The organism is Actinomadura rudentiformis (assembly GCF_008923185.1).
Classification (GTDB): domain Bacteria; phylum Actinomycetota; class Actinomycetes; order Streptosporangiales; family Streptosporangiaceae; genus Spirillospora; species Spirillospora rudentiformis.
Map to the genome: position 1 here is coordinate 1 of NZ_WBMT01000009.1, position 13136 is coordinate 13136.

General features: G+C 68.5%; 12 protein-coding genes and 1 tRNA gene. 7 read left to right on the forward strand and 6 right to left on the reverse strand.

Translation table 11 applies throughout. From position 1 onward, the window contains the following. Window positions 1-1150, reverse strand: a 1150-nt coding sequence (locus F8566_RS19505; RefSeq protein WP_151561839.1) for a tetratricopeptide repeat protein, incomplete at its 3' end; no start/stop codon positions are given. 303 nt (window positions 1151-1453) lie between these two features. Beyond that, window positions 1454-1526 (reverse strand) — tRNA-Lys (locus tag F8566_RS19510). A 111-nt stretch (window positions 1527-1637) separates the two neighbouring features. Here F8566_RS19510 and F8566_RS19515 point away from each other — a divergent pair. Beyond that, complete coding sequence (locus F8566_RS19515) at window positions 1638-2252, forward strand: GNAT family N-acetyltransferase (RefSeq protein WP_225993337.1); 615 nt, start codon at window positions 1638-1640, stop codon at window positions 2250-2252. Window positions 2253-2292: 40 nt separating this feature from the next. Beyond that, a complete protein-coding gene (locus F8566_RS19520) occupies window positions 2293-3324 on the forward strand; it encodes a DNA topoisomerase IB (RefSeq protein WP_151561842.1) in 1032 nt (343 codons plus the stop codon). 40 nt (window positions 3325-3364) lie between these two features. Here F8566_RS19520 and F8566_RS19525 read toward each other — a convergent pair whose 3' ends face one another. Then, on the reverse strand, window positions 3365-3814 hold the full coding sequence (locus F8566_RS19525; protein ID WP_264159347.1) for a substrate-binding domain-containing protein: 450 nt from the start codon (window positions 3812-3814) through the stop codon (window positions 3365-3367). Next, window positions 3762-4292 carry a CGNR zinc finger domain-containing protein gene (locus F8566_RS19530; protein ID WP_151561846.1) on the reverse strand — a complete coding sequence of 177 codons (531 nt, stop codon included), beginning with the start codon at window positions 4290-4292 and terminating at the stop codon, window positions 3762-3764. Before F8566_RS19530 ends, F8566_RS19525 begins: the two co-directional genes overlap by 53 nt. Window positions 4293-4387: 95 nt before the next feature. On the opposite strand from F8566_RS19530, the gene F8566_RS19535 reads away from it, so the two are divergent. The 4 genes from F8566_RS19535 (at window position 4388) to F8566_RS19550 (ending at window position 10402) form a co-directional block, all read left to right on the forward strand. Then, a complete protein-coding gene (locus F8566_RS19535; protein ID WP_151561848.1) occupies window positions 4388-5599 on the forward strand; it encodes an MFS transporter in 1212 nt (403 codons plus the stop codon). 44 nt (window positions 5600-5643) lie between these two features. Continuing rightward, complete coding sequence (locus F8566_RS19540) at window positions 5644-6540, forward strand: alpha/beta fold hydrolase (RefSeq protein ID WP_151561850.1); 897 nt, start codon at window positions 5644-5646, stop codon at window positions 6538-6540. Between the two features lie 514 nt (window positions 6541-7054). Next, window positions 7055-8374: an ATP-grasp domain-containing protein gene (locus tag F8566_RS19545; RefSeq protein WP_151561852.1), complete on the forward strand. Its 1320-nt coding sequence runs from the start codon at window positions 7055-7057 to the stop codon at window positions 8372-8374. Window positions 8375-8377: 3 nt separating this feature from the next. Continuing rightward, window positions 8378-10402 (forward strand): CocE/NonD family hydrolase, encoded by a 2025-nt coding sequence (locus tag F8566_RS19550; RefSeq protein WP_151561854.1) that lies wholly within the window; start codon window positions 8378-8380, stop codon window positions 10400-10402. Between the two features lie 212 nt (window positions 10403-10614). Here the strand turns inward: F8566_RS19550 and F8566_RS19555 are convergent, their stop codons facing one another. Together F8566_RS19555 and F8566_RS19560 are read right to left on the reverse strand one after the other, a co-directional pair. Further along, window positions 10615-11355: a cation transporter gene (locus F8566_RS19555; RefSeq protein ID WP_151561856.1), complete on the reverse strand. Its 741-nt coding sequence runs from the start codon at window positions 11353-11355 to the stop codon at window positions 10615-10617. Then, complete coding sequence (locus F8566_RS19560; protein ID WP_151561858.1) at window positions 11352-11729, reverse strand: ArsR/SmtB family transcription factor; 378 nt, start codon at window positions 11727-11729, stop codon at window positions 11352-11354. The genes F8566_RS19555 and F8566_RS19560 overlap by 4 nt, the downstream gene beginning before the upstream one ends. A 665-nt stretch (window positions 11730-12394) precedes the next feature. Here F8566_RS19560 and F8566_RS19565 point away from each other — a divergent pair. Next, complete coding sequence (locus tag F8566_RS19565) at window positions 12395-12844, forward strand: STAS domain-containing protein (RefSeq protein ID WP_151561860.1); 450 nt, start codon at window positions 12395-12397, stop codon at window positions 12842-12844. Window positions 12845-13136 lie beyond the last annotated feature (292 nt).

Genomic DNA, 13136 nt, shown 5'->3' on the forward strand with positions numbered 1-13136 from the left:
ACAGCGTGCTCATCAGCAGGTCGATCGAGTGCGGCTTCGGATCGTTCGCGCGGTCCCGCCGCAGTGCCGCCAGCCGTTCGGCCGCCTGGGGGTCTCCTGCGGCGGCGCGGACGCGCAGGAGGGCGAGTGCCCTGTCGATGTCGCCGGCGTTGATGGTCTGGTCGACCATGGCGGCGGCCTCGTCGGGGGACGCGCGGATGATCTCGATGCGGTCCGGCCGGGACTCCAGGTCGGCGAGGTGTTCGGCGGCCCACTGTTCGGGACGGCGGCGCAGGAGCGACAGGGCGTCGTCCAGCGCGCCGTCCTGGACGATCATCAGCTCGACCAGGCAGGTGGTGGTGAACCGGTCGGCCGCGTTGGGGTGGTCCCGCAGAACGCGCATGGCGTCGTCCATCCGGCCGTTCTCCAGAAACAGGCCGATCAGGGGGCGCGCGTCGTAGTCGTTCAGGGTTCCGGACTGCAGGCGGTACGCCTCGGCGGCCCCGGCGGCGTCACCCTGTTTGCGGTAGAGGTCCACGAGCCGGTGCGCCGCGCCGGGGCTCCGCTCGGCGAAGGCGTGAAGCAAAGGGATCGCCTCTGCGTAGCGGCGCTGACGTTCCATCTCGGCGACCAGGGGTTCGGCTGAGGCGTAGCCGACCTGTTCCGGATGTTTCCGGACGGCGAGGTCGGCCAGTTTCCGGTATCCCTTGTGGCGCAGGGCGAGGATGATCCGGTCCGACACGTAGACGTCGCCGGACGACACGTGGGCGTGCAGGTCGGTGCCGCGGTCCCGTTCGAGCAGCCACATGACCAGGCGCTCGGCCGCGTCCGGATCACCGGCTTTGGCCCGTTCCCGCAGCTCCTCGGTCCTGCCGTGCTCGGCCAGCAGGTACGCCAGCGAGCGGGCGGCCAGGGTCCGTTCCGTGGGCGACTGCGCTCTTTCGGCGCAGTCGCCGAGCACGGCGATCGCGTCGTCCACCCGGTCCCGGGCCAGGAGCAGGTCGGCCACCTGCGCGGCCGCGGACGCCTCGGCGATCCCGTGGTCGCGCAGGAGAGCCAACGCGGCCGAGGAGTCATCACGTTCGACGTGCTCGGCGGCCAGGCCGTCGACACGGCGGCGGGCGTCGCCCGGCCGGAGTCTCGTACGGAGCCACTGCCACGAAACGGCCACAACCAGCGCCTCGCCTCACGTAGGTCCCGGCAATGACGCCATGGTACGGGCCGTACACGATCCGACACCGGGAGGACAGGCGGGCGGGGAAGGGGCGCCGGCCCGCCTGCCCAGGTCTGTTAGAAGCTGCGATCGGCAGAGCCGCATCATGGCCGGCCAACGCGGAACCGTTCGCGGTGGCGTCACCGTGACGGACTCACGAACGGCTCGTACACCTCTGCCGTACGGACCTGGCGTTTGGATCGATCTAAAACGGCCCGGAGGCACGCTCGGAGATGGTGAGAATGTGCTGGTCAGGCGGGGTGCGCCGTCAGGGACTTGAACCCCGAACCCGCGGATTAAGAGTCCGCTGCTCTGCCAATTGAGCTAACGGCGCGTGTCGCGCGTGGCGACCCCGAAAGGCTACCAGGCGGGGGAGGGTGGATCGTCCGTTGTCGGGAGCGGGTGAGACGATGCGGGGGCCTTCCAGCGGACGAAAGGACCCCTAGTGGCGGTGGAATCGACGGTCAGGAGGCTCTCGGCGGACGATGCCAAGGTGGTCGCGGGCGTGCTGGCGCGGGCGTTCGACGACGATCCGGTCTGGCAGTGGATCATCCCCGAGGCGGACGGCCGGGTGCGCAGGCTGTCGCTGGTCTTCGAGCTGATCACGCGGAAGGTCCATCAGCCGCGGGGCGGGTGCGAGGTCGCCGGTCGTGGCTCGGGGGAGATCGAAGCGGCGGCATTGTGGGATCCGCCCGGCGAATGGAAGGTGCCGCTGAGTGCCCAGCTCGGGCAGCTGGTGCCACTGGCGCGGTCGTTCGGGCTCCGGCTGCCGGCGGCGCTGCGGGCCCTGGGCGCGATCGAGAAGCGCCATCCCAAGGAACCCCACTGGTATCTCGCCGTGCTCGGCACCGACCCGGCCGCTCAGGGGAATGGGCTGGGGGGAGCGCTGCTGCGGTCGCGGCTGGGGCGGTGCGATGAGGAACGGCTGCCCGCTTATCTGGAGTCGTCCAAGGAGAGCAACGTCCCGTACTACGAGCAGTTCGGGTTCCGGGTGACCGACCGGTTCGTCCCGCCCGGGGGGTGCCCGCCGGTCTGGCGGATGTGGCGCCCGTCCGCCTGACCCCCAGGGATGACCCCCGTGACGGGGGTAAGAGACCAGCATGCGGCTCAGTCACAGTGATCCAGAGAGCCCGGGCATCCGTCGCCGGCGCTGTGGCCGTGGATTCCAGTACTTCGGCCCGGACGGCGCTCCGCTGCGCGACCCGGACGAGCTCGCCCGGATCAAAGATCTGACGATCCCGCCCGCCTGGAACGATGTTTGGATCTGCCCCTCGTCGTCTGGGCATTTGCAGGCGGTGGGGGTGGATTCGGAAGGGCGACGGCAATATCTTTATCACGAAGAATGGCGTCGGCAGCGGGATGCTGAAAAACATGAGCGGGTCCTGGAATTCGCGGCTGTTCTGCCGGGGATCCGTGAAACGCTGACCAAGCACCTGGAGACGCGCGGATATACGCGCGAACGTGTGCTGGCGGCCGCCGTTCGCTTGATCGATCTGGGCTTCTTCCGGCCGGGCGGACGGGAGTATGTCGAGGAGAACGGCACGTACGGGCTGGCCACGATCCTGCGAGAGCACGTTCACTGCAGCCGGAACCAGGTGACGTTCGAGTATGTCGCCAAAGGGTCCAAAGAACGCGAGCAAGTAGTTGCCGAAGAGAATGTGTGCACCGTCGTACGTGGACTGAAACGCCGTAAGGACGACGGCCAGGAACTGCTCGCTCACAGGTCGGGGCGGGGGTGGCGCAGCGTCCAGGCCGACGACATCAATGACTACCTGCGCGAGATATCGGGCGGCGACTTCACGGCCAAGGACTTCCGCACCTGGCACGCCACCGTCCTCGCCGCCGTCGGCCTCGCCGTCTCGGTCGAACCCGACCCCGCCGCCGCGGCCCGCCGCCGAGCGGTCAGCCGCGTCGTCCAAGAGGTCGCCGAGTACCTGGGCAACACCCCCGCGGTCGCCCGCGCCTCGTACATCGACCCCCGCATCATCGAGCTGTACGAGGACGGCGTCACGATCAACTCCTCCCTCGGCCGCCTGGGCGAGGGTGTCGGCCCCGGTGAGCTGGCCACGCAGGGTGAAATCGAGGCCGCCGTCCGCCGTCTCCTCATCCGCGCCAAGAAAAGTGGCAAATGATGTGAGTTGAGATGTTTGCTCGCCATGGGGCGGGTAGCGATCACCGCAACGGCCGCTCCTCCGTGGGCCGTATGGGGTGGGAGTCGAGCGGCCGGAACGGGCGATGCTGGGGGGTATCGAGCCCGTTCCGGTCGCTCTCACATGTCCGCGTCAGCGCGGTGCCTACTTCAGGGGCGTCTACTTCAAGGACGGGGGCGCGTCGCCGATGCTGCTGAGGTAGGCGGCGTACTCCTTGACGTTGGCCTAGGGCGAACGGCGACTCGGCGTTGGTGGAGTACATCTCACCGGCGGCGACCGCGGCGAGGGTGTCGGAGATGCCGTCGTTGCCGACGAGTTTGACCTTGCCGGCCAGGTTGCGGGCCTTCAGTGCCGACAGCACGCCCATGGCCATCTCGTCGTTGGCGGCGGGTGCGTGCCGTTCGGTTAGTGCATGCCGCTCAGTCGGTCCGTCCGCGGGTGTAGTGGGCGCGGGCCTTGGCGCGGTTGCCACAGCCGCTCATGGAGCACCAGCGGCGACGGCCGTTGCGCGATGAGTCGAGGAACCACAGCACGCAGCCGGGTCCGTCGCATTTGCGCATCCGGCCGGGTGGCGCCGTCCGTACGAGGTCGAGGAAGGCCCGTCCGGTCTCCCAGGCGGGCCGCCACGCCTCGTCGTCAAGCTCGGAGTGCTCCACCGGCCCGCCGTCATCGACGCTCAGCCGGAGCAGGCCATGTGCGAGCACGTCGTTGAGCCGATCGTAGTCGTGCTCCTCCAGTGCCTGCCGGATCGCGTGGCGCGTGTATCGCAGTGGTTCCAGTACGGCCTGGACGTCCTCGTGCACCGGGCCGAGACGCTCCTGGTGTTCGGTGAGCCAGGCGCGCAGGGCGGCGGGGTCTGCCAGGTGGTCCACCATCCGGCCGTGCTCGGGCCACTCGGTGTTGACCAGGTCCAGGGCCAGTGGCTCGCCGGTGAGTGGTCTGTGAGCCATCGCTCCATCCTAACCATTAAAACCGTGTTGACAAGTTATATCCCTCCGACCTACGTTCTAACCGGTCAACATGAGTTAGATGGTTAGGGGGTGGGATGGCGATGCGGTACCGGTCCGGCTCACGGGCCGCCTGGACGGGGATGGCGGCGATGACGGTGTCCTTCGGACTGAACTTCTCGGCCGGGGTCTTCTTCACTCCGGCGGTGGCCGCTTACGGGGTGAACGTCGCCGCGATCACCATGGCCGCCGCGGCTGCCACCGGGCTCACCGGGCTGGCGCAACCGGTCATCGGGATGCTGCTCGACCGGGTCGGGGCCAGGTCGGTACTGCTGACCGCGCTGACCTTGCTGTCCGCCAGCTATCTGACGCTGGCGGTGGTGCAGCAGACCTGGCAGTTCGTGCTCGCCTACGTGATCCTCGGCGGGCTCGGCTTCGCGGGATCGTCCAGCCTCGCGGTCAGCACCTTGATCAGCCGAGCGCACGGCGACCGTGCCGGCCCCGCACTGGCCCGGGCGGCCGTGGGCATCAACCTCGGCCAGCTGATCACACCCTGGGCGGCTACCGCGCTGTTCGAACCGGTCGGTGTACGCACCACCTACGCGTTGCTGGGCGCGGCAGGGCTCGCGGTCACCGCCGCACTGGCCGTCTTCCTGCCCGCGGACCGCGTTCCCACACAGCCGCCCGGGCCTCTCGGCCGCGAGGGACTGGGCGGGCGGGGCCGGGTCCTGGCCTCATTCGGGCTGCACGCCGCCACCCTGTACGTCGTGGTCCTGCTTCTGCCCAAGCACGCCACGGAGCTGGGCTGGTCAAGCGTGGACGCCGGGCGGCTGGTGGCCGTGAGCGCCATCGCGGCGGGCATCGCCTCGGCGGCGTCGGCCCGGCTGCTTCACCGGCACAGTCCCGAGGCGCTACTGCGCGTCCTGCATCTCGTTCGGGCGTCGGCTCTGGCCTTGGCCGCCATCACCTCCGACCCCCGTGCTCTGGTCGCCGTCGCGGCGCTCTTCGGGATCGCCTCCTTCCCGGTGATCCCGCTGACGATGGCCGTACTCACCCGGGGGCTCCAGCCGGCGCGGATAGGCCGTTCGCTCGCTCCGGCCTGGCTCATGCACCAGTTCCTTGCCGGGCTCGGCCTGGCCGGGGCCGCCCTCGTCCATTCCCTGTCCGGGGACTATCGCGGCTACTTCGCTCTCGGCGCGGCGCTCAGCCTCACCGCCGTCCTGCTGCTCACGCCGCACCGGCCGGCCACTCGCCGCCACCTCCCCGAAGCGCCCGCCCTCGACTCGGCGCCCACCAAGAGCGCCCTATGAACCCCAACCACCCATGTCAACGACAAGGAACAGGAGATTCCGACATGTCCACCACCGCCTTCGACGCCCCCGCCGTGTACCCGGTCCGGCACCACACCCTCGAGATCCAGGGATTGCCGGTCTTCTACCGCGAGGCGGGGAATCCGGCCAACCCGACGCTGGTCCTGCTGCACGGTTTCCCCACCAGCTCGGCGATGTTCCGGAACCTGCTGCGTGACCTGGCCGACTCGTACCACCTCATCGCCCCCGACCACATCGGCTTCGGACGGTCGGCCATGCCGTCGGTGCGAGAGTTCGACTACAGCTTCGAGAACCTCACCAAGATCACCCTTGAGCTCCTGAACGCCCTCGGCGTGGACCGGTTCGCCCTCTACATCCAGGACTACGGCGCTCCGATCGGGCTGCGCATCGCCGCCCGCAACCCGGAGCGGGTGACCGCGATCATCAGCCAGAGCGGCAACGCCTACCTCGAGGGCTTCACCCCCTTCTGGGACGTCCTTTTCGCCCACGCCAAGGACCGGGCCGCCAACGAGGTCGAGGTCCGCAAGCTCCTGGAGGCGGACGCGACCAAATGGCAATACACCCACGGTGTCCCCGCCGACCGCCTCGACCGCCTGGCACCCGACACCTGGGCCCTCGACCAGGCCTACCTGGACCGGCCCGGCAACAAGGAAATCCAGCTCCAGCTCTTCTGGGACTATCAGTTCAACCTCGACGGCTACCCCGGGTTCCAGGAGTACTTCCGGACCCACCGGCCACCGGTACTCGTCACCTGGGGCGAGCACGATGAGATCTTCGGCGCCGACGGAGCCCGTGCCTACGCCAGGGACCTGCCCGACGCGGAGATCCACCTCCTGGACGCCGGCCACTTCGCCTTGGAGACCCATGGCGCCGAGATCGCCGCGTTGATCCGCGACTTCCTCAGCCGGAAGCTCTCCTGACCGCTCCCATCCGAGCGCCCGTCCAGTAGAGGGCGCAACCCGCCAGGACGCCCGGGCGGGGGACCGGCCGGTCCCCGCCCGGGCCGTGCGGTTCCGGTGCGTTATCCCTCAGGGAGATGACAACGAGGAAGGAGCACAGCTGCGCGGGCCGGCTGGCGTAGAAGGCGTCGATTCACCTGCTGCCGAGCCACGGACGCCCGAACAGCACGATGGGCGCTCTCTGGAAACCACGATGGGCGCCCTCTGGAACCGAGGACGCCCAGAACGGGCGAATCAAAGGTTCGGCGGTGACGGCCTTTCTGGCGTTCGTGTTGTTCGGCATGGGCACCTCCGTGGCCCTCCCGTTGAGGTGACTACCTCGCCGTGCCCGGGCTCAACCGGAGAACAGGCGAGTGACGTCACAGTGGCAGGAACCGCGAGAGAGCAGCGCGACCGTCACCGCCGCTTCGAGGTCTTGAACGTTTGGAGTTCACTCTCACGGATATTCCGCCTCCACGCGACAAGGAGGTACTGGATGGAACCCCTCAATGTCTTCGTCCTCGGTCTAGAGGAGGAGAATGTCGACACGCTGCTGGATGTCCCGTACGCCGCGGAGTGCCGGTTCCATCCGCTGCTCGGCCAGGAGGAGCTGCTGCACGGCGAGATCGACATCGCCGCGCTCCTCGACAAGGCGCAGCGGCACCTGAAGGGGTTCGACGGCAACATCGACGCGATCGTCGGCTACTGGGACTTCCCGGTCAGCATCATGGTGCCGATTCTGACCAGCCGCTTCGGGCTGCGCGGCCCCGACTTGGAGGCGGTCGTCAAGTGCGAGCACAAGTACTGGAGCCGGCTGGAGCAGCAGAAGGTGACCGACGCGTGTCCGCGGTTCGCGCTGGTGGACCTCGATCATGCCGAACGGTGCCCCGAGGGCATGCGGTACCCGATGTGGCTGAAACCGGTGAAGTCTGTCGACTCCGAGCTCGCCTTCCATGTGAAAGACGACGCGGAGTTCCGGGACGCGGTCGCGCGAATACGCGAGGGCGTCGACCGCATGGGCAAGCCGTTCGACCATGTACTGCGCACGCTCGACCTGCCGCCTGAGATCGCCGAGGCCGGCGGTGCGGCCTGTCTGGCAGAAGAGGCGATGTCCGGGGCCCGCGCCGCTGTCGAGGGCTACGTCCGTGACGGGGACATCAAGGTCTACGGCATCCTCGACTCCATCACGTACCCGGGCGAGTCCAGTTTCCTGCGCCACCAGTACCCGTCCCAGCTGCCACCTGGGACGCAGCGCCGGTTGGAGGACCTCTCACAGCGAGTGATCGCCCAGATCGGCCTGAACGATTCGACGTTCAGCATCGAGTACTTCTGCGACCCGGAGACCGGTGACGTCGGTCTGCTGGAGATCAATCCGCGTCACTCCCAGTCACATGCCCGGCTCTTCGACCAGGTCGACGGCATGGCCAACCACCACTGCATGCTCAGCCTCGCGCTCGGCCGCGACCCGAGCCTGCCGTACCGCAAGGGCCCGTACGCCCTTGCCGCCAAGTGGTACCTGCGCCGTTTCGAGGACGGGGTCGTGCGTGGCCGGGCCACCGAGGAGGAAATCGCACAGACGGAGCGCGAAATACCCGGAGTGAACATTCATGCCCTCGTGGACGTGGGGCAGCGGCTCTCGGAGATTCCGCGCGCGGAGGACAGCTACAGCCATGAGCTCGCGCACATCTCGGTGGCCGCCGGCGACGAGACCGAGCTGCGGGAGAAGTACGACCGCTGCGTCGAGGCGCTGGCCTTCACCTTCGACGACGGCGATGAGGACAAGGCCGGCAGGCCGACGGCACGACAGGGGGGATGAGCCATGCGTGAGGTCACCGCGCTGCCATGGACGGTCAAGGAAGAGGAACATCTGTGGATCCCGATATCGGACGGGACCCGGCTCGCGGCCAGGATCTGGCGTCCGGTGTCGTCCGACGACGAGCCGGTGCCCGCGGTCCTGGAGTACATCCCGTACCGCAAGCGCGACCTGACCGCGGTGCGGGACTCCATCCACCACCCCTACATGGCAGGACACGGCTACGCCTGCGTACGCGTCGACATCCGCGGCACCGGCGAGTCCGAGGGGGTGCTCACCGACGAGTACCTCGAACAGGAGCACCGCGACGCCGAGGAGGTGCTGGCCTGGCTCGCCGACCAGCCCTGGTGCGACGGCCGTACAGGCATGATGGGCATCTCCTGGGGCGGCTTCAACTCACTTCAGGTGGCCGCGCGCCGGCCGCCGAGCCTGCGCGCCATCGTGATCGCCTCCTTCACCGACGACCGGTACGCCGACGACATGCACTACATGGGCGGCTGCCTGCTGTCTGACAATCTGGCCGAGGCGTCCACGATGTTCGCCTACACCACCTGCCCGCCCGACCCCGCGCTGGTCGGTGAACGCTGGCGGGACATGTGGAAGGAACGCATGGAGGGCAGCGGCTTGTGGCTGCAGAACTGGCTGGGCCATCAGCGGCGCGACGACTACTGGCGCCGAGCGTCGGTCTGCGAGGACTACCAGGCCGTCGAGTGTCCGGTCTTCGCCGTCTGCGGCTGGGCCGATGGCTACTCCAACGCCGTCTTCCGGCTGATGCAGCATCTTGACGTCCCCCGCAAGGGGCTCATCGGCCCGTGGTCGCACAAGTATCCGCATCTGGGCCAGCCGGGCCCGGCCATCGGGTTCCTCCAAGAGGTCGTGCGCTGGTGGGACCGGTGGCTGAAGGACGAGGACAACGACGTGATGGACGACCCCATGCTGCGCACCTGGATGCAGGACAGCGTGCCGCCGTCCACCTCCTATGAGGAGCGCCCCGGCCGCTGGGTCGGTGAGCCCTCGTGGCCTTCCCCGCACGTACGGCGCGACAGCCTGCCACTGGCCCCGCACCGGATCACCCGGCCAGAGGAGGAGGTGCCCGAGGAAGAGCTGACCATCCAGTCGCCACTGTCGGTGGGACAGTTCGCCGGCAAGTGGTGCTCCTACAGCGCGCCGCCTGACCTGCCGTACGACCAGCGCGAGGAGGACGGCGGCTCGCTGGTGTTCGACACCGGCGTGCTCACCGAACGCTGCGAGATACTCGGCGGCCCCGTTGCGGAACTCGACGTCACGGCCACCGAGCCGGTGGCCACGATCGCCGCCCGCCTCTCCGACGTGGCCCCCGACGGCCGGGCCACCCGCGTCACCTACGGGCTGCTCAATCTCACTCACCGGGACGGCGACGACGCCCCCGAGCCGCTGGAGCCAGGCCGCCGCTACCGGGTGCGCATTCAGCTCAACGGTGTCGCCCAGGCGTTCCCGCCGGGCCACCGCATCCGCCTTTCGCTGTCGAGCTCGTACTGGCCACTGGCCTTCCCGCCACCGCGCCCGGCCCAGCTCACCGTGCACACCGGGGACAGCCGGCTGATCTTGCCGGTACGGCCGGTGGCGGAGTCCGACGAGGTCTCGATGCGGCCCTTCGACGAGCCCGAAGGCGCGCCTCCGATGCGCACCGTCCAGGTGCAGCCAGGCGACCAGCAGTGGCGGGTCTCCCGGGATCTGGTGGGTTATGAGTCGGCGCTGGAAGTCGTCAAGGACGGCGGCGTTCAGCGATTCGACGCCATCGACCTGGAAGTGGGGCGGCGCGTCGAACAGCGCTACAGCTGGGTGGCCGACGACTTCACCTCCGCACGCGGCGAAGTCGTCTCCACGATGAGGTTCCACCGCGGCGACTGGGACGCGCGGGCGGTCACCCGAACGGTACTGACCTGCACGCAGGAGGAGTTCCACGTGCACGCGCAGCTCGACGGCTACGAGAACGACCGCCGGATCCACTCACAAAACTGGAATCTCAGTATTCCCCGAGACCATCTTTAGACCGTGTCCAACGCGGTGGATGATCGTTGACAGCGAGTCGCCGAGTAAGAGGCCGCGACGTTGGTCGGTTGGCTGCGTTCTTCGCCAACCCACAACGACGTCGAGGAGCGAGTGCCTCGACCGCTGGCTCGGTGAATCTGAGACCGGCAAGCCGTACTTTGCCGCCGGGCAGCTTGAGACAACATCAGAAAGTGCGGCACTGTGGGGGCGATTCAGGAGCAGCAGGCACAGCCGGGCTCGCAGCTGGCGCAGCCGTCGCTGTGGCCGGACCCGCCGTGTGCGGCGACGGCCGTGCCGCTGGCAGGGCCGACCGGGGTGGGCAGGGCGCAGCAGGCATCGCCTCGCCAGGCCTCGCGGCCTTCCTTGACCGCGACGGCGGCGATGATCAGCGCGGCGATCGGGTCGGCCCAGGCCCATCCGAACAGGCTGTTGACCGCCAGGCCGACCAGCAGCACCGCTGACAGGTAGGTGCACAGCAGCGTCTGCTTGGAATCGGCCACCGCGCTCGCCGACCCCAGCTCGCGGCCCGCGCGGCGCTGCGCGTGCGACAACCCCGGCATGATCGCCAGGCTGAGCGCGGCCAGCACCAGCCCGGCCGTGGAAGGCTCGGCCTCGCCCGCGCCCAGCAGGGTGCGGACCGAGTCGAAGGTGACATAGGTGGCCAGGGCGAAGAACGAGATCGCGATGATCCGTAGCGCGCGCTTCTCGCGCTCCTCCACCAGCTCGGGGGTGCGGGCGGAGAACTGCCAGGCGACCGCGGCTGCCGAGGCGACTTCGATGACCGAGTCCAACCCGAACGCCACCAGCGCACCCGAGGAGGCGATCGTCCCGGCGGTGATCGCGACGATCGCCTCGATCACGTTGTAGGTGATGGTGGCCGCCACCAGGAGGCGCACCCGCCGCGCCAGCACCGCTCGCCGCTGCGACGCGGGGCCCAGTGACAGCGTGGTCATGCCTGCACCTGCCTCTCAGGAGCGCACGCGCCGACCTGCTGCTGGTCGGCGTCGGTGCCGTAGGTCGGGCACAGCGCCACAGCGCGGTCGGTGACGGCCAGCAGGTGCTCGGCCGAGCGCAGCATGTCCAGCAGTTCGGGGGTGGCGATGAAGTAGAACGACTGGCGGCCCTCGGCGCGGTAGTCCACCAGCTTGCAGCCGCGCAGGCAGGCCAGATGCTTGGACACGCTCGACTGCGCCAGCCCCAGCTCCCGTGTCAGATCCACCACGCGAGCCTCACCGCAGGCCAGCCGCTGCACGATCGACAACCGCATCGGGTCGGCGAGGGAGTGGAACAGCGCCGCCGCCGGCGCCAGCCCGTCCAACGAAGTCATTCCATCATCGGAATCAATCGCCATGCCTGAATGATATGGAGAAATCACGATCAATCAAGACATCGATGAATATTGATCTCCACATGGCATCCACCGTTCCGTGGCTGACCAGCAGAAGAATGCATAATGCAATTGCTCAACTACTTTTTGTATCCACTGGGAGTGGGTGCGCCGATGGCGTATGCGGTACTGGTGAGCACGCACGGTATGCCAGGTGGCGTGGGATCGGTGGCCTGACCGCGTCGGTGGCGGCCGGTCTGGTGGCCGGCGGCACGGTGGCGGGAGCGTGGACGGCTCACTGCAGGTCCTCGCACACGATATGGCTGGCAGCCACCTCAGCGGTGATGATGGTGCGGGTGTCGATCGCTTCTCGCACCCGTTCTCGATCAACTGCTCCAGGAACCCGACGATGCCTCCAGTGCGGCGGAGTGCGCCGCCGCAGCGGGGCGGCTGCGGTCCCGCGCGGTGGCTAGGAACTGGCAGGAGGGCCTCCTGCCCGGCGCCCGCGGCCTGGTCTGTCAAGACTTGGTCGAGGCGGTGAGGGGGTGGGGCAGGGCGCACGAGGTCCAGACCAGCCGGATAGTGCGTGGGCTTGCGGGTATGGCCGGGGTTAACCGCGCCGAGCGGCCTGAAAAAGCGACTTGTCCTCCGCTGAAGGAGGCATCATGGACCTGACCATAGAGAGCCGATTCCATCCGGTGCACACCGGCTTGGCCATCGTGACGCTGGCCGGTGAGCTGGATGTCTCCACCGCCACGGCGCTGCGGGAACGGCTGGCCGCGTTGCTGGGGGAGGGCGCCCACCACCTGATCCTGGATTTCACCGGTGTGAGATTCACCGATTCCCATGGGCTCGGCGTGCTGGCCGGCGTTTACCAGTTGCTGCGCGCCACCGGTCAGGCGGGGCCCGACGGCCGCATACACCAGGTCGGCACGCTGACCCTGGCCGCCCCCAACCAGCGCATCCGCGACGTGCTGCGCGTCACCGGATTCAGCCGCTTGTTCCCGATCTACTCCACCGCCGAGCTGGCGATCATCGCCCACACCAACCTCGCCTATGTCAGCGGCAGCCCCGCGCGCACGGCACAGACCGGTTCTGCACCTGAGGGGCGCTGACCGGCTCTGCACCTGAGGGGCGCTGACCGGTTCTGCAGCTGAGGGGCGCTGACCGGCGATCCGGTGGTGCGCAGACCGGTGTCGCAAGCCCGTTGAGCCCGTTCGTCCAGATCATCGGCCGGGGCCATATGACCACTTCACCTGCGGGTAAGCCCTGTGTGTCCAGGCGGCGCCGGTCACGATGCGGCGACACGCTCCACCGGCCTGACTCCTCCCAGGACATGCTGATTTAGCCTGTGTCCGAACCCCTGATCACACCGGTGATCAGTATGTGAGGGATCTTGCAGATCGC

What these genes read in the sequence shown, in the direction of transcription:
- F8566_RS19550 (WP_151561854.1), top strand. Translation starts at nt 8,378, where the DNA reads ATGCGTGAGGTCACCGCGCTGCCATGGACGGTCAAGGAAGAGGAACAT.
- F8566_RS19540 (WP_151561850.1), top strand. Translation starts at nt 5,644, where the DNA reads ATGTCCACCACCGCCTTCGACGCCCCCGCCGTGTACCCGGTCCGGCAC.
- F8566_RS19555 (WP_151561856.1), bottom strand. Translation starts at nt 11,355, where the DNA reads ATGACCACGCTGTCACTGGGCCCCGCGTCGCAGCGGCGAGCGGTGCTG.
- F8566_RS19530 (WP_151561846.1), bottom strand. Translation starts at nt 4,292, where the DNA reads ATGGCTCACAGACCACTCACCGGCGAGCCACTGGCCCTGGACCTGGTC.
- F8566_RS19535 (WP_151561848.1), top strand. Translation starts at nt 4,388, where the DNA reads ATGGCGATGCGGTACCGGTCCGGCTCACGGGCCGCCTGGACGGGGATG.
- F8566_RS19545 (WP_151561852.1), top strand. Translation starts at nt 7,055, where the DNA reads ATGGAACCCCTCAATGTCTTCGTCCTCGGTCTAGAGGAGGAGAATGTC.
- F8566_RS19560 (WP_151561858.1), bottom strand. Translation starts at nt 11,729, where the DNA reads ATGACTTCGTTGGACGGGCTGGCGCCGGCGGCGGCGCTGTTCCACTCC.
- F8566_RS19520 (WP_151561842.1), top strand. Translation starts at nt 2,293, where the DNA reads ATGCGGCTCAGTCACAGTGATCCAGAGAGCCCGGGCATCCGTCGCCGG.
- F8566_RS19565 (WP_151561860.1), top strand. Translation starts at nt 12,395, where the DNA reads ATGGACCTGACCATAGAGAGCCGATTCCATCCGGTGCACACCGGCTTG.